Source organism: Paraburkholderia ferrariae NBRC 106233 (genome assembly GCF_000685035.1).
Taxonomy (GTDB): Bacteria; Pseudomonadota; Gammaproteobacteria; order Burkholderiales; family Burkholderiaceae; genus Paraburkholderia; species Paraburkholderia ferrariae.
The window spans coordinates 1-14,763 of record NZ_BAYB01000002.1 but is presented as its reverse complement, the minus strand read 5'-3'; the positions used below and the strand labels follow the sequence as shown (position 1 = coordinate 14,763).

The window sequence follows — 14,763 nt, the reverse complement described above, 5'->3', positions numbered from 1 at the left end:
GACGGGCTTCGGCCCGTCTTTTTGTTTAGACTGACGGCATCGGGCCGGCCCAGCCGGCCGCGCATCCTTGAGGAGCCGTCCATGCCGCACACCCACTACACCACGCTCATTTCGGCCGCCAATCTGCACGAGCGACTCACGGCGGCGCCGGGCAGCGTGCTCGTCTTCGATTGCCGCTTCGATCTCGTCGATCCGGCCATCGGCGAAGCGGCCTACGCGAACGGCCACATTCCCGGCGCGCAATATCTTCATCTCGACCGCGACCTCTCCGGCGCGAAGACCGGCAAGAACGGCCGCCACCCGCTGCCCGAACGCGCGACGCTCGTCGCCGCGCTCGCGGCCCGCGGGCTCAACGCGGGGCAGCAGGTCGTGGCCTACGACGCGCAGGGCGGCAGTTACGCCGCGCGGCTCTGGTGGCTGCTGCGCTGGCTCGGCCACGATTCCGTAGCGGTGCTCGACGGCGGCCTGCAGGCATGGGAAGCGGCGGCCTATCCGCTCTCGAAGGAGGCGCCCCACCCCGCGCCGGGCAATTTCAAGGCAGGCGCGCCGCTCCAGGTGACGGTGGATGTGCAGGCGGTCGTGCGCAACCTCGCGACACACGAACAGCTCGTGGTAGACGCGCGCGCAGCGGACCGCTACCGCGGCGAGAACGAAACGATCGATCCGGTGGGCGGCCACATTCCGGAGGCGCGGAATCGCTTCTTCAAGGACAACCTGGGCGCCGACGGCCGCTTCAAGCCCGCGCACGCGCTGCGCGAGGAATTCACGGCCGTGCTCGCGGGCAAGACGCCCGAGCACGTCGTGCTGCAATGCGGCTCGGGCGTCACGGCCTGCCACAACGCGCTCGCCATGGAGATCGCGGGACTGCACGGCGCCGCGCTCTATGGCGGATCGTGGAGCGAGTGGTGTGCCGACGCGTCGCGTCCCGTTGCGACGGGTGCCAATCCGTAAACCGGTCCATGCGCCGACGAAGGCGCACGCCGATACACAGGCAAGCGCCCGATCGCGCGCGGCGTCACGCGACGCCGTGCTCCCTGAACCACGCGAGGGCGCGCTTCCAGCCGTCCTCGGCGTCGGCCTTGCGGTAGCTCGGACGATAGTCGGCAAAGAACGCGTGCCCGGCATCGTCGTACACCACGAAATCGGAGCCGCGGCCGCCCTGCGGCCCTTGCGCAATTGCCTTCTTCATCTGCGCGAGCGTGTCCTGGGGAATGCTCTGATCCTGCCGGCCGTATAGCCCGAGCACCGGCACCTGCAGATCGCTCGCCAGATCGATCGGATTCTGCGGCATGGTCCGCGTATGCGGCCCCGCCACGCGTCCGTACCACGCCACGGCGGCCTTCACGTGCGGATTGTGCTCGGCGTAAAGCCAGGTGATGCGCCCGCCCCAGCAAAACCCGTTGATCCCCAGACGCTTCAGATCGCCGCCATGCTCGCCGGCCCAGGCAACGGTCGTGTCGAGATCGGACATCACCTGCGCATCGGGCAGTTTGCTCGTGATGTTCCGGTCGATCTGCTGGATGGTGGGATACACCGAGGCGTCGCCTTCGCGCACGAAGAGATCGGGCGCAATGGCCAGGTAGCCGAGCTTCGCGAAGCGCCGGCACACGTCGGCGATATGTTCGTGCACGCCGAAGATCTCGTGCACGACGATGATGACCGGCAGATGCGTCTTGCCGAGCGGCTGCGCGCGATAGGCGGGAATCAGCGTGCCGTTCGACTCGAAGCCGACTTCACCGGCTTCGAGACCTGTCGCATCGGTATGGATGGTTTGCGCGGAAACCGGCAGCACCGCCGCTGCAAAGCCGCTGCCGAGCGCGGCCTTCAGGAAGGTGCGCCGGTCGAACGGCACGTGCGGCACCAGGGAATCGACTTCGGGCTTCAGCATGCAACGCTCCTTGTTGAACGGCAATACCGGCTCGACGATGGCTCAATGGAAGGCCACGCAATGCAAAGTGCGCGGCACGATGCCGGCGCGCGCCGCGGTCAATGCAGCTTCACGCGCGGCAGCGTCGTGCGGCGCAGCCAGTGCGCGAAGGTGTCGAGCACCATGCGCGCGTAGCCGTGCAGCGCGGCAATGTGCAAACGGTACAGCGACATGTACATGAAGCGGGCAAAGAGCCCCTCGATCAGCATGCTCCCGCCGATCAGCCCGCCCATCAGGTTGCCCACCGCGCTGAAATGGCCGAGCGACACCAGCGAACCGAAGTCGCGATAGGTGAACTCGGGCAGCGGCTGGCGTTCGAGCACGTTGCCGAGCGAGCGCAGCAGGAAGGCCGCCTCCTGGTGGGCCGCCTGGGCGCGCGGCGGCACGCCGCGTTCGTGGCCCGGCCATTCGCAGGCGGCACAGTCGCCGAACGCGAAGATGTTGTCGTCGGTTTCGGTCTGCAGCGTGCGGCGCACGATCAACTGGCCGAGCTTGTTGACCGGCAGGCCATCGAGCTTCCCCAGCACCGGCGGCGCCGTGATGCCCGCGGCCCAGACCGTGAGGTCGGCGCGCACGGCCTTGCCGCTCGCCGTGCGCACGACGCCCGGCCCGACCTCGGTCACGCGCTCGCCGGTGAGAATCCGCACGCCGAGTTTCTTCAGCAGATCGGCGGTCGCCGACGAAACGCGCTCCGGCAGCGCGGGCAGAATGGTCGGACCGGCCTCGATCAGGACGATGCCGACGTCGTGGCTCGGATCGAGCTTGTGCAGGCCATACACCGAGAGCACCTGCGCGGTGTTGCGCAGCTCGGCCGAGAGCTCGACGCCGGTTGCCCCCGCGCCGATGATCGCGATCTGCACGCGCGGCTCGTCGCTCGCCGCCGCGCCTGCGGGCAAGGGCTCGGGCAGCTGATGCTCGGCGCGCATGCAGGCCGCGATGAGCCGCTTGCGAAAGCGTTCGGCCTGCGCGACGGTATCGAGCGCAATCGAATTCTCCGCGGCGCCTGGCACTCCGAAGAAATGCGTGGTGCTGCCGATGGCGAGCACGAGCGTGTCGTACTCGATCTCGCGCGGCGGTATCAGTTCGGCGCCGTCCTCGTCCAGCACCGCGCCAAGGCGAATCCGTTTGGCCGCGCGGTCGAGGCCGGTCAGTTCGCCCTGCTGAAACTCGAAGCCATGCCAGCGCGCCTGCGCGGCATATTCGAGTTCCTGCGTGAACGGGTCCATGCTGCCTGCCGCGACTTCGTGCAGGAGCGGTTTCCAGATATGCGTCGGGTAGCGGTCGACGAGCGTCACGCTCGCACGCGCCTCGCGGCCACGACGCGCCTTGCCGTACCGGTCGCCCAGCCGGGTGGCCAGTTCCAGTCCGCCGGCGCCCCCCCCCACAACGATAAAGCGATGCATAGACTCTCCGTGCGTGTCGTTTGGCTCCACCCATTGTCGGCTGACGGGGCGCTTCGCAACAAGCCTGCCCCGGACATGACGGTCATGCGTGCCGCGCGCTTGTGCCGCCCGGCCTGCGCGGCTACGGCATCGTTACGGCAACCTTCAGTGCGCTTCTTCCCAGTTCGCTCCCACGCCCACCTCGGCGACGAGCGGCACCTTGAGCTGCGCCACCGAACACATCAGTTCCGGCAGGCGCTTGCGCACTTCGGCCAGTTCCTCGTCCGGCACTTCGAGCACGAGTTCATCGTGCACCTGCATGATCATCTTCGTGCGCATGCCGGTCTCGTCCAGCCACTTTTCCACGGCGATCATCGACAGCTTGATGAGGTCGGCGGCGGTGCCCTGCATCGGCGCGTTGATGGCCGCGCGCTCGGCGGCCTGGCGGCGCGGGCCGTTGCCGCCGTTGATCTCGGGCAGCCACAGGCGGCGGCCGAACACGGTCTCGACATAGCCGCGCGATTTCGCGTCCATGCGCGTCTCGTCCATATAGCGCGCGACACCCGGATAACGCGCGAAATAGCGGTCGATATAGAGCTTCGCCGCGTCGCGCGTGATGCCGAGATTCGAGGCGAGCCCGAAGGCGCTCATGCCGTAGATCAGGCCGAAGTTGATGACCTTGGCGATACGGCGCTGGTCGGCGCTCACTTCGAGCGGCGTCACGCCGAACACTTCGGCGGCCGTGGCGCGGTGAATGTCGTCGCCGCGCGCGAAAGCGGCGAGCAGCGACGCGTCGCCCGAAATGTGCGCCATGATGCGCAGCTCGATCTGCGAATAGTCGGCCGAGACGATCTTGCATCCCGGCGACGCGATAAACGCTTCGCGGATGCGACGCCCTTCGCCCGTGCGCACGGGAATGTTCTGCAGATTCGGATCGTTCGAGGCAAGCCGCCCCGTTACCGCCACCGCCTGCGCGTAGTTCGTGTGCACGCGGCCCGTCTGCGCATTGACCATGCGCGGCAGCTTGTCGGTATAGGTGGACTTCAGCTTGGCAAGCCCGCGATGCTCGAGCAGCAGCTTGGGCAGCGGGTAGTCTTCCGCGAGCTTTTGCAGCACTTCTTCGTCCGTCGATGGCGCGCCGCTCGGCGTCTTCTTGACCACGGGCAGTTGCAGCTTCTCGAAGAAGATCTGGCCGATCTGCTTGGGCGAGCCGAGATTGAACTCCCCGCCCGCCAGCGCATACGCCTCCTGCTCCAGTTCGACGAGCCGCACGGCAATCTGCGCGCTCTGCTTCTCCAGCCGCTCCGTATCGATCAGCACGCCATTGCGCTCCATCTGGCGCAGCACGCGCGCGGTGGGCATTTCGATCTGGCGATACACGTAGTCGAGCCCCTTCTCCGGCTCGATCTGCGGGTACAGCGCAAGATGCAGCTGCAGCGTGACGTCGGCGTCTTCCGCCGCATATTCGGCGGCTTTTTCCAGCGGCACTTCGTCGAAGCCGATCTGCTGCGCGCCCTTGCCCGCCACGTCCTCGTACTTGATCGTCTTGATGCCGAGGTGGCGCAGCGCGAGGCTGTCCATGTCGTGGCTGCGATGCGATTCGAGCACGTACGATTCGAGCATCGTGTCGTGCTCCACGCCGTTCAGCGCAATGCCGTAGTTGGCGAGCACCTGCTCGTCGTACTTCATGTGCTGGCCGACTTTCTTGTGCTGCTCGCTTTCGAGCCACGGCTTCAGGCGCGCGAGCACTTCGTCGAGCGGCAGTTGCTCGGGCGCATCCACACCGCTATGACCCACGGGCAGATAAGCCGCATGGCCCGGCTCCGTTGAAAACGACAGGCCCACGAGCCTCGCCACCATCGGGTCGAGCGCGGTGGTCTCGGTGTCGAAGGCCGTGATGCGCGCCGCCTCGATCTGCTTGAGCCACGTATCGAATTGCGCCCACGTCTGGATCGTTTCGTAGTGCCGCGGCACGTCGAGCATCAGCGCGGGCTGCGCGCCCGCGTCTTTCGCGGGAGCGTCGCCGGCAGTCGCGGCCGGCACGGTTTCGCCCTGCTGCGACGCCTCGTTCACTTCGCGCAGCCAGGTCTTGAAGCCGTGGCGCGCGAAGATGTCGCGCAGTTCCTCTCGCGCTTCGCCGCGCGTGGCGAGCGACGCTTCGATCGATTCGATGTGCGGCGTGAGAGTGCACGCCGTCTCCACCGTGACGAGCTTCCGCGCCATCGGCAGGAAGTCGAGCGCATCGCGCAGATAGCCGCCCACGGCACCCTTGATGTCGGCCGCATGTTCGACGATGCCGTCGAGCGTGCCGTATTCCGTGAGCCACTTCACCGCCGTCTTCGGGCCGCACTTGTTCACGCCCGGCACGTTGTCCACCGTGTCGCCGATGAGCGAGAGATAATCGACGATGCGCTCGGGCGGCACGCCGAACTTCGCGATCACGCCTTCGCGATCGAGCGTTTCGTTCGTCATCGTGTTGATGAGCGTGACGCGATCGGTCACGAGCTGCGCGAGGTCCTTGTCGCCCGTGGAGACGATCACCTTCATGCCGCGCTTTTCCGCTTCGCGCGCGAGCGTGCCGATCACGTCGTCGGCCTCCACGCCTTCGATCATCAGAAGCGGCCAGCCGAGCGCGCGCACCGCCACGTGAATAGGCTCGATTTGTGCTGCAAGCGGCTCGGGCATGGAAGGCCGGTTCGCCTTATAGTCGGGATACCAGTCGTCGCGGAACGTCTTGCCCTTTGCATCGAACACGCACGCGCTATACTCTGCCGTAACCTCCTTGCGCATACGGCGCAGCATGTTGATGATCCCGTATAGCGCACCCGTCGGCTCGCCGTCAGGACCGCGCAGATCCGGCATCGCATGGTAGGCCCGATAGAGATAGCTAGAACCATCGACCAGCAACAGGGTCTTTCCTTCCAGCTCAGTATGTAGGTTGGTTTCCACGCGAAGTTCTTCAGGCATTATGGACAAGAGAAAAGTGATTCCGAGTCTGCGTTCACTCGCAGATCAAGAGCGCGCAACGGCCAAGAAGGCGCGCGCATCGTGGCAGATGTTCACGATTATGGCAGAGTTTATCGAGGCGACCGAGTACCTGTCCGAGATCCGGCCGGCCGTCAGCATCTACGGTTCTGCCCGCCTGAAACCGGATTCGAAGTACTACCAGCTCGCCACGGAAATCGCGCGCAAGGTGTCGGACGCCGGCTTCGCCGTGATCTCCGGCGGCGGCCCCGGCATCATGGAAGCGGCCAACCAGGGCGCGCACGCGGGCAAGTCGCCTTCGGTGGGCCTGAACATCGAGTTGCCGCACGAGCAGTCGGGCAACCAGTGGCAAGACATCTCGCTGCGCTTTCGCCACTTCTTCACGCGCAAGGTCACCTTCGTCAAGAACTCCGACGCCGTGATCGTGATGCCGGGCGGCTTCGGCACGCTCGACGAACTCGCCGAAGTGCTCACGCTGATCCAGACGAAGAAGTCGCGCCACGTGCCGATCATCCTGGTGGGCGCCGAGTTCTGGGAAGGCCTGCTCGGCTGGTTCCGCTCCGCGCTCGTGCCGATGGGCCTCATCAATCCGGAAGACATGGATCTGATGCAGGTGATCGACGAACCGGACCAGGTGCTCGAAGCCGTGCTGAAGTTCTACGAGGACGCCAGCGAAAGCGAAGAGTCCGGCCAGGAGCATCCGGCGCATCGCGACCGGGACTCCGACGAAGACCGGATGTTTTATCTCTGACGCTTTCGTTTTTGGCTAGCGCTTCGCCCGCCGCTCGCGCGGCGGGTGCCTCGTTCAGCCGTTCTTTCCCCGGCCTTTCTTTCCGCTTGCGCCGATGTTCACCGGCGTTCACCGGACTGCAGCATGCTCGCCCGGGCTTGCCTGCTCCTCCAGCCAGCGGCAAAACTGCACCGCGAGCGGCGCATCGGCCACTTCGCGCCGCACCACCCACCAGTAGCCCCGCGCATCGAGTTGCGGCCCCGCGAGCGGCGCGACAAGGCGCCCTGACGCCAGTTCGTCATCGACGAGCGGCAACGGCCCAAGCGCGACACCGAGGCCGTCCACGGCCGCCTGCAACGCCAGGTAGAAGTGATCGAACGACTGTTTCTTCCTGCATTTCGCCTGCACGCCGGCTGCCGCGAGCCAGGTGCGCCACGCGTCGGGGCGCGTGTCCGAATGCAGCAGCACGTGGCGCGCAAGGTCGCCCGCGGTGTGGATCGGCTGGCGCTCCAGCAGCGCCGGGCTGCACACCGGCACCTCCGTTTCGCCGAGAAAATGGCCGCTCACGCAGTCGGGCCAGTGGGCCGGGCCGCGCCGCACGGCCACGTCGAAGCCTTCGAGCGTTTCCACCGGCGCGTTCGAGGTCGAAAGGCGCAGCTCCACGTTCGGCACGAGGCGCTGGAATTGCGAAAGCCGCGGCAGCAGCCATTTCATCGAAAACGTGGGGAGCGCGTTCACGCGCAGCACGTGCACGACGGCGGTATCGCGCAACTGCTGCGTGGCGCGCGCGATGCTGTCGAACGCCGCCTGCACGGTGGCGAGGTAGTGGCGGCCATCGTCGGTGAGCGCAACGCGCTTGCCGTGGCGGTGAAAGACCTGCACGCCCACCCACGCTTCGAAGGCGGCCACCTGGCGGCTGATTGCACCGTGAGTCACATGGAGTTCGGCCGCCGCGGCGGTGAAGCTATTGTGCCGTGCAGCAGCTTCGAACGCGCGCAGGGCGGGAAAAGGAGGAAGCGAGCGGACCATGCTTGTGATTCTAGATCACAAGGGGCCGCCGTAAAAATCGTTTTGCGGCGGGGCCGATCGGCGCTAACCTCGGGGCTCGACTCGAGGATCGCTCCAGCATGAAAGAAACGCTCTCCCCAACCGCCCCGGCCATCCCGCCCACCCCACCTGAAACCGGCGAACTGCACACGCCCGGCGTGCGCGAATTGTTCCTCGGCTTTCTCGGCCTTGGCTTCTCTTCGTTCGGCGGCGCGCTGCCGCTTGCGCGCCGCACCATCGTCGAGCAGCGCCGCTGGCTCTCGTCGGCCGAATTCACGGATCTGCTCGGCCTGTGCCAGTTCCTGCCCGGCGGCAACGTCATCAATCTTTCGGTAGCCATCGGCATGCGCTTCCAGGGTTGGCGCGGCGCACTGGCCGCCCTGCTCGGACTGATCGCCGGGCCGTCGCTCGTCGTGGTCGGGCTGGGCGTGCTCTACGAGCGCACGCAGAACGACCCGCACGTGCGCCATCTGTTCGTCGGACTGGCCGCGGCGGCGGCGGGCCTCCTGATCGCAATGGCCGCGAAGATCGTGCTGCCGCTGCGCCACGATCCCGCGGCGGCCTTCATCGCCGTGCTCGGCTTTATCGCCATCGCGCTCCTGCGCACGCCGCTCTTGCCCACCATGCTCGTGCTCACGCCCGTCGGCATTGCCGTCGCGGCCCGCGCCGCCCGCCGCGCAGGAGGGGGGCAATGAACGGCACGCTGCTCGCGCTCGCCGCGATCTTCAGCCAGCTTTCGCTGCTGGCCTTCGGCGGCGGCAACACGATCCTGCCGGAGATGCAGCGCCAGGTGGTGGAAGTGCATCACTGGATGTCCGCCAGCGAGTTCAGCGCGCTCTTCGCGCTCGCACAGGCGGCGCCCGGTCCCAACTTGATGGTCGTCACGCTGGTGGGCTGGCATGTGGCGGGCTGGGCGGGAATGCTCGTGACTTCGGTGGCGAAGTTCGGGCCGTCCTCGCTCGTGACCGCGGTGGTGCTGCATGCGTGGGACCGCTTCAAGGACCGCCCGTGGCGGCGCATTGCGCAGCGCGGGTTCGTGCCGGTGACGTCGGGACTCGTGGCCGCGAGCGCGCTGCTGATTGCGAAGGCTTCCGATCCTTCGTGGATTGCGTGGGTGGTCACCGGCGTTTGCGCGGTGCTGGCGTTTCGCACGAAGATTCATCCGCTGTGGCTGCTCGGAGCGGGCAGCTTGATCGGGTTGTGCGGATTCGGTCAGTGACGCAAGCCGCAGCGCGTTTAATCCCTCTGCAATACTAACGATTACCCGCCAGATAACGGCAACTGTGGAGAGCCCGGCCGCGCAGGCATTGCACCGCGCGGCCGGGCTTTTTTGCCTTACTGGAATGCCACCTCGGCAAAGCTGCGCAACTTGCGGCTATGCAGCTTGTGCAGGCCATTCGTGCGCAAGATTTCCATGGCCTTCACGCCGATCTGCAGATGCTGGTCCACCTGCGCGCGATAGAACGAATCGGCCATGCCGGGCAGCTTCAGTTCGCCGTGCAGCGGCTTGTCGGAAACGCACAGCAGCGTGCCGTACGGCACGCGGAAGCGGAACCCGTTCGCCGCAATGGTCGCGCTTTCCATATCGAGCGCGATCGCCCGGCTTTGCGAAAGCCGCTGCACCGGTTCGCGGTGATCGCGCAGCTCCCAGTTGCGGTTATCGACGCTCGCCACCGTCCCCGTGCGCATTACGCGCTTGAGCTCGGGACCGTCGAGCTGCGTGACCTCCGCCACCGCGCGCTCCAGCGCGAGCTGCACTTCCGCGAGCGCGGGAATCGGCACCCACAGCGGCAGGTCCGCGTCGAGCACGTGATCCTCGCGCACATAGCCGTGCGCCAGCACGTAGTCGCCGAGGCGCTGCGTGTTGCGCAGCCCCGCGCAGTGGCCGAGCATGATCCACGCGTGCGGGCGCAGCACCGCGATGTGATCGGTGATGGTCTTCGCATTGGACGGCCCCACGCCTATGTTGACCATCGTGATGCCGCTGCCGTCCGCGCGCTTGAGGTGGTAGGCCGGCATCTGCGGCAGGCGCGCGGGCGGCGTGCCTTCGTCGGCCTGCTCGCCGAGATTCGCGTTGTACGTGACCACGTCGCCGGGTTCGACGAACGAGGTGTACTCGCTGCGATAGTTGCGCAGGTCGGCGTCTTCGGTGCGGGCCATCATCGCACGGCCGAGCTTCACGAACTCGTCGATATAGAACTGATAGTTCGTGTAGAGCACGTAGTTCTGGAAGTGCGTGGGCGAGGTTGCCGTGTAGTGCCGCAGCCGGTGCAGCGAGAAGTCCACGCGCGGCGCCGTGAAGAGCGCAAGCGGATGCGGCTCGCCCGGCGCCGGTTCGAAGGTGCCGTTGACGATGCGGTCGTCGAGCTGCGCGAGGTCCGGCGTGTCGAACACGTCGCGCATCGCGACGAGCCGTTCGCGGTCGAGGTCCCCTTCGAGGTGGATGCCTTCGGCAAACGCGAAGTGCACCGGAATCGGCTGATCCGAAACGCCCACGTCGATCTTCACGTGATGGTTCTTCGCGAGGAGCCGCAACTGTTCGCGGTAATAATCGCCGAACAGGTCCGGCCGCGTGACGGTGGTCTCGAACACGCCCGGGCCGGCCACGAAGCCGTAGGAGCGGCGCGAATCGATATGCGTGTTCACCTCGGTGCGGATGCGCACGAACGGGTAGCAGGCGCGCACATGGCGGTCGAACACCTCGCCGCGCCGGTAGCGCGCGAACGCATCGCGCAGGAACGAGGTGTTCGCGTCGTAGAGGGTGGACAGTTGGGCGACCGCGTCGCCTGCGTCGTCGAAGGACTCGGTCGGGAATTCGTGGGCGGGCGTCATGAGCGGCCGCAGGCTGGTGTCGTTCTTCATCGTCTTGTGCTCCGGTCGGTCGAACCACCTTACCACGGAACCTGGCCACACTGGCGACACCCCCGCGCCAGCCCCGGAGATTGCCGCCGGCCGGCCTCGCCCCGGCCGCGGAACGGCGTGGGGACAGCCGCGGGATTTGCTAGAATCGGGACATCGAACCGGACTCTCAACGGAACCATCATGAAGTCGCTCCTTCCCGTCGCCGCCGCTGCGCTGCTCGTGCTCAACGGGCTCGCCACAGGGACCGCCATGGCCGCGCCCACCGACGACGCGAAGAACGCCGTCGAAGCGCAATCGGCCGAAGCCCCGCCGCCGCCGCCCCTGTCGGCCAACGAACAGGCCGGCCTGCCCAACCTCGACGAGATCAACCGCCCCGCGGCGAAGATCACGTCGAAGGTCGAATTCAACCAGCCGCGCACGCCGAGCTTCCACGAAGTGAGCCCGAACGGCACGGAAATCACCGAATACCGCGACAAGGGCAAGCCCGTGGAAATCAACGTGCGTTCGAACTTCGGCACGCACTACACGATGACTGCGCCGGCCGACACCTCGCCGCAGGTCCGCACGAGCGGCCAGGCCAGCGAGCGCCTGCCCTCGATCAACCTGCACTACTGATCCGCAGTCCTGTCCGCGCGCCTCGCGTGCGCGGGCGAAGCGGCGCGCCAACGGCGCCGCAAGCGGGCGCCCGCGCGCCAGGCGGCGAAGCCGCAAGGCCGCGAGGCAAAAGCGCGCCCGCCTTCACGCCCGATCCCGAAACCAACCCGATTCCCGCATGGCCGTCTTCACCGCTGTCACCGACACCCAGCTTGGCGCATGGATGCGCGACTACGATCTCGGCGATGTCGTCGATTTCCGCGGCATCCAGTCCGGCATTGAAAACAGCAATTTCTTCCTGACGACCACGCGCGGCGCATACGTCCTCACGATCTTCGAAAAGCTGACGGCCGGGCAACTGCCGTTCTATCTCGACCTGATGCGCCACCTGGCGGCGCACCGCGTGCCGGTGCCCGATCCGATGCCGCGCGCCGACGGTTCGCTCTTCGGCCTGCTGAACGGCAAGCCCGCGACCATCGTAACGAAGCTCGACGGTGCGCCGGAGCTCGCGCCGGGCGTGGAGCACTGCGCCGAGGTCGGCCAGATGCTGGCCCGCATGCATCTGGCGGGCCGCGACTTCCGGCCGGACCAGCCGAACCTGCGCAGCCTGCCGTGGTGGGAAGAAACGGTGCCGACGGTTCTGCCCTTCCTCGCCGGCGCGCAGCGCGAACTGCTGACGGACGAACTCGCGCATCAACGCGCGTTCTTCGCCTCGCCGGACTACGCCGCGCTGCCGGGCGGCCCGTGTCACTGCGACCTGTTCCGCGACAACGTGCTGTTCGCGCGCGCCGAGGCGCTGCCGGGCCACGACGTGCGCCTGGGCGGCTTTTTCGACTTCTACTTCGCCGGCTGCGACAAGTGGCTGTTCGACCTCGCGGTCACCGTGAACGACTGGTGCGTCGATCTGCCCACGGGCAAGCTGGATCGGCCGCGCGCCGAAGCCATGCTGCGCGCGTACCAGACCGTGCGCCCGCTCACGGCCGAGGAAAACCGCCACTGGGACGACATGCTGCGTGCAGGCGCGTACCGCTTCTGGCTGTCGCGCCTGTATGATTTCCACCTGCCGCGCTCGGCGGAGCTGCTCACGCCGCACGATCCCGGCCACTTCGAGCGGATCCTGCGCCAGCGGCTCGCCGGCAGTGCAACCGTCGCCCTCCACGCAGGATCTCGCGCATGCAACTGATTGAAGTCCCCGCGAAGACGGGCTATGTCTGGTTCCGCCAGGGCATCTGGCTGTTCCGCCGCAACCCGCTCGCGTTTCTCACGCTGTTCTTCGCGTATCTGCTCGCGATGACGCTGATCTCCGCGATCCCGCTGGTGGGCGGCGTGCTGCCGCTCATCTTCGTGCCGGGCGTTGCCGTGGGGTTCATGGCCGCCTGCCGCGACACGGTGGCGGGCAAGCCGGTCTTTCCCACCATCCTCGTGGATGGCTTTCGTTCCTACGGTTCCGTGGTGGCCAAGCGCCTGTTCGCGCTCGGCGCGCTGTACGTGGCGGCAATGACGCTCGTGCTCGCAGCCTCGGCACTGGTGGACGGCGGCGCGCTGCTGCAGCTGATGACGATGGGCGGTTCGGTGGACGCCGATTCGCTCGAAAACAGCAACGTGCCGCTCGCGGTGCTCGCCTCGCTGGTGTTTTACGTGCCGGTGTCGATGCTGTTCTGGTTCGCCCCGGTGCTGACGGCCTGGCACGACGTGCCGCCCGTCAAGGCGATGTTCTTCAGCGTGGTGAGCTGCTGGCGCAACAAGGGCGCCTTCACGGTGTACGGCGCGCTGTGGATGGCCGTATCCGTGGTCGTCTCGCTCGGGCTCTCGGTGCTGCTGCACACGCTGGGCGCGGGAGACTATGCGCTGGCCGTGCTGATGCCGGCGCTCATCGTCGTGACGACGATGCTGTACTGCTCGTTTTACGCGACCTATCGCGGCTGCTTCGGCATTCAGGATCAGCAGACTGCCGCCGGCACGCCTGGCGGCTCAGGCCGCTAGACTTCGCCTGGCCGGTTCGCCGACGCCCTCCGGGCGGCGCCTTGCGCGCCGTCCGTCAATACCCTGCCTTAAACCAGTAGCCTGCCGGCAGCTTAGTGCTGGCTCATCCAGCCCGGATGACGCGTCGACTTTTCGCGGTCGAGCTTGCGCAGGCGAAATTCCAGATCGTAGATGTCGTTGGCGTCGGCGAGATACGCCTCTTCGCGCTCTTTTTGCACGTCGTCGGCGGACTTGGTCAGGAACAGGAACAAACGGCTCAGGAGATACATGATTAGGCCCCACTTCGAATGAACTTGAATTTCAAGTGACATACGAATTATAGGGTAAACCCTAGTATTTTGTCAGCTGCGCCAAAAATGTGGATGGCCGGAAAGGGTGCGACTTATCGTCCACCCGGCCACTCAGCGAGCGTCCCGGGCCAGTTCGCCGACGAAGGCGTCGTTAGCCGCGTCACGACGGCGGCCTTCGAAGAAGTCCCAGATCATCGCGCTCGCGTCCGGGCCCGTGGCCGAATGGAACGGCACGGCGTCGTCGCCGCCGCTCCACGCATGGTCCAGGTTCGCCACGCGGCACAGCCGCACCACGCTCTTGCCGCGGCGCGTGTAGTCCTGCACGACATGGCCGTCGAGCGCCGTTTCCCGCGGTGTGACATTGGGTCGCACGCCCTGTGCGTCGGCCAGTCCGTTCAGGCGCAGGAACTGCACCGTCAGCTGCTCCGCGTTGACCGGCGCAACCACGGCGTCTTGTTCGCCCTGCACGACGATGGCCGGCATGCCCGGGTGCGGCGCGTCGCCCAGTTGGCGCTCGAGCAGTTCGACCGGGTCGTGATGCAGCCCACGCCGCATGACGTCGAGCGCCGTCACGCCCGAACGCGCCTCGCCGAATGCGGGGCCGGAGTGCAGCGCCACGGCCGCGAACCGTTCGGGCGCGCGCACCGCCAGCAGCGCGGCAAGGCCCGCACCGGCGGAAAGCCCCGCGGCATAGACCCGCGAGCCGTCGAAGCCGTAGTCCTCGACTAGCGTATCGACCAGCGAGACGACCGCGTCGGCCTCGCCGCCGCCCGCTTCGTCGCGGGCGTCGTACCAGTGCCAGCACTGGTGCGGGTGCGCCAGCCCCGATTGCTCGGGATAGACCACGGCAAAGCCGTGCCGGTCCGCGAGCAGATTCATGCGCGTGCCTTCGGCGAACGTGTCCATCGACTGCTTGCAGCCGTGCAGCATCACCACGAGCGGCAGGCCGGCCGTCTGCTCGTG

Annotated in this window: 14 protein-coding genes; 7 read left to right on the top strand and 7 right to left on the bottom strand. The window is 66.9% G+C overall.

Features of this window, described 5'->3' with window-relative positions; genetic code table 11:
- Positions 1–81: 81 nt before the first annotated feature.
- Entirely contained in the window at positions 82–951 is an 870-nt protein-coding gene (locus tag BFE01S_RS00390; protein ID WP_028223877.1) for a sulfurtransferase, read from the top strand.
- A gap of 64 nt (positions 952–1,015) precedes the next feature.
- Here BFE01S_RS00390 and BFE01S_RS00385 read toward each other — a convergent pair whose 3' ends face one another.
- The 3 genes from BFE01S_RS00385 to polA form a co-directional block, all read right to left on the bottom strand.
- Complete coding sequence (locus BFE01S_RS00385) at positions 1,016–1,888, bottom strand: dienelactone hydrolase family protein (protein WP_028223876.1); 873 nt, start codon at positions 1,886–1,888, stop codon at positions 1,016–1,018.
- Positions 1,889–1,986: 98 nt separating this feature from the next.
- Positions 1,987–3,330, bottom strand: coding sequence for an NAD(P)/FAD-dependent oxidoreductase (locus tag BFE01S_RS00380; protein ID WP_028223875.1), 1,344 nt, complete (start codon positions 3,328–3,330; stop codon positions 1,987–1,989).
- Between the two features lie 144 nt (positions 3,331–3,474).
- On the bottom strand, positions 3,475–6,276 hold the full coding sequence (polA, locus tag BFE01S_RS00375) for a DNA polymerase I (RefSeq protein WP_028223874.1): 2,802 nt from the start codon (positions 6,274–6,276) through the stop codon (positions 3,475–3,477).
- A gap of 1 nt (position 6,277) precedes the next feature.
- Between polA and BFE01S_RS00370 the strand changes: the two genes are divergently transcribed.
- Entirely contained in the window at positions 6,278–7,045 is a 768-nt protein-coding gene (locus tag BFE01S_RS00370; RefSeq protein WP_028223873.1) for an LOG family protein, read from the top strand.
- Between the two features lie 108 nt (positions 7,046–7,153).
- Here BFE01S_RS00370 and BFE01S_RS00365 read toward each other — a convergent pair whose 3' ends face one another.
- On the bottom strand, positions 7,154–8,053 hold the full coding sequence (locus BFE01S_RS00365; RefSeq protein WP_028223872.1) for a transcriptional regulator GcvA: 900 nt from the start codon (positions 8,051–8,053) through the stop codon (positions 7,154–7,156).
- A gap of 98 nt (positions 8,054–8,151) precedes the next feature.
- Here BFE01S_RS00365 and BFE01S_RS00360 point away from each other — a divergent pair, with 98 nt between their 5' ends.
- On the top strand, positions 8,152–8,766 hold the full coding sequence (locus BFE01S_RS00360; RefSeq protein ID WP_028223871.1) for a chromate transporter: 615 nt from the start codon (positions 8,152–8,154) through the stop codon (positions 8,764–8,766).
- Positions 8,763–9,290: a chromate transporter gene (locus BFE01S_RS00355; protein ID WP_028223870.1), complete on the top strand. Its 528-nt coding sequence runs from the start codon at positions 8,763–8,765 to the stop codon at positions 9,288–9,290. The genes BFE01S_RS00360 and BFE01S_RS00355 overlap by 4 nt, the downstream gene beginning before the upstream one ends.
- Positions 9,291–9,406: 116 nt before the next feature.
- Here the strand turns inward: BFE01S_RS00355 and BFE01S_RS00350 are convergent, their stop codons facing one another.
- Positions 9,407–10,933: an AMP nucleosidase gene (locus tag BFE01S_RS00350; protein ID WP_028223869.1), complete on the bottom strand. Its 1,527-nt coding sequence runs from the start codon at positions 10,931–10,933 to the stop codon at positions 9,407–9,409.
- Positions 10,934–11,113: 180 nt separating this feature from the next.
- On the opposite strand from BFE01S_RS00350, the gene BFE01S_RS00345 reads away from it, so the two are divergent.
- The 3 genes from BFE01S_RS00345 (at position 11,114) to BFE01S_RS00335 (ending at position 13,510) form a co-directional block, all read left to right on the top strand.
- Positions 11,114–11,548: a hypothetical protein gene (locus tag BFE01S_RS00345; RefSeq protein WP_028223868.1), complete on the top strand. Its 435-nt coding sequence runs from the start codon at positions 11,114–11,116 to the stop codon at positions 11,546–11,548.
- 157 nt (positions 11,549–11,705) lie between these two features.
- The gene (locus BFE01S_RS00340; RefSeq protein ID WP_028223867.1) at positions 11,706–12,710 is read left to right on the top strand and encodes a homoserine kinase; all 1,005 of its coding nucleotides are present in this window, start codon (positions 11,706–11,708) and stop codon (positions 12,708–12,710) included.
- Positions 12,701–13,510 (top strand): BPSS1780 family membrane protein, encoded by an 810-nt coding sequence (locus BFE01S_RS00335; protein WP_028223866.1) that lies wholly within the window; start codon positions 12,701–12,703, stop codon positions 13,508–13,510. The genes BFE01S_RS00340 and BFE01S_RS00335 overlap by 10 nt, the downstream gene beginning before the upstream one ends.
- Before the next feature lie 92 nt (positions 13,511–13,602).
- Here BFE01S_RS00335 and BFE01S_RS42405 read toward each other — a convergent pair whose 3' ends face one another.
- Positions 13,603–13,779 carry a DUF3563 family protein gene (locus tag BFE01S_RS42405; protein ID WP_084169404.1) on the bottom strand — a complete coding sequence of 59 codons (177 nt, stop codon included), beginning with the start codon at positions 13,777–13,779 and terminating at the stop codon, positions 13,603–13,605.
- Between the two features lie 132 nt (positions 13,780–13,911).
- Positions 13,912–14,763: extracellular catalytic domain type 1 short-chain-length polyhydroxyalkanoate depolymerase (locus tag BFE01S_RS36855; RefSeq protein WP_042336932.1), on the bottom strand; the 852-nt coding region annotated here is incomplete at its 5' end.

Bases quoted from the DNA above. Each gene is read 5' to 3' on its own strand.
- BFE01S_RS00390 (WP_028223877.1), top strand. From the start codon at position 82: ATGCCGCACACCCACTACACCACGCTCATTTCGGCCGCCAATCTGCAC.
- BFE01S_RS00385 (WP_028223876.1), bottom strand. From the start codon at position 1,888: ATGCTGAAGCCCGAAGTCGATTCCCTGGTGCCGCACGTGCCGTTCGAC.
- BFE01S_RS00380 (WP_028223875.1), bottom strand. From the start codon at position 3,330: ATGCATCGCTTTATCGTTGTGGGGGGGGGCGCCGGCGGACTGGAACTG.
- polA (WP_028223874.1), bottom strand. From the start codon at position 6,276: ATGCCTGAAGAACTTCGCGTGGAAACCAACCTACATACTGAGCTGGAA.
- BFE01S_RS00370 (WP_028223873.1), top strand. From the start codon at position 6,278: ATGGACAAGAGAAAAGTGATTCCGAGTCTGCGTTCACTCGCAGATCAA.
- BFE01S_RS00365 (WP_028223872.1), bottom strand. From the start codon at position 8,053: ATGGTCCGCTCGCTTCCTCCTTTTCCCGCCCTGCGCGCGTTCGAAGCT.
- BFE01S_RS00360 (WP_028223871.1), top strand. From the start codon at position 8,152: ATGAAAGAAACGCTCTCCCCAACCGCCCCGGCCATCCCGCCCACCCCA.
- BFE01S_RS00355 (WP_028223870.1), top strand. From the start codon at position 8,763: ATGAACGGCACGCTGCTCGCGCTCGCCGCGATCTTCAGCCAGCTTTCG.
- BFE01S_RS00350 (WP_028223869.1), bottom strand. From the start codon at position 10,933: ATGAAGAACGACACCAGCCTGCGGCCGCTCATGACGCCCGCCCACGAA.
- BFE01S_RS00345 (WP_028223868.1), top strand. From the start codon at position 11,114: ATGAAGTCGCTCCTTCCCGTCGCCGCCGCTGCGCTGCTCGTGCTCAAC.
- BFE01S_RS00340 (WP_028223867.1), top strand. From the start codon at position 11,706: ATGGCCGTCTTCACCGCTGTCACCGACACCCAGCTTGGCGCATGGATG.
- BFE01S_RS00335 (WP_028223866.1), top strand. From the start codon at position 12,701: ATGCAACTGATTGAAGTCCCCGCGAAGACGGGCTATGTCTGGTTCCGC.
- BFE01S_RS42405 (WP_084169404.1), bottom strand. From the start codon at position 13,779: ATGTATCTCCTGAGCCGTTTGTTCCTGTTCCTGACCAAGTCCGCCGAC.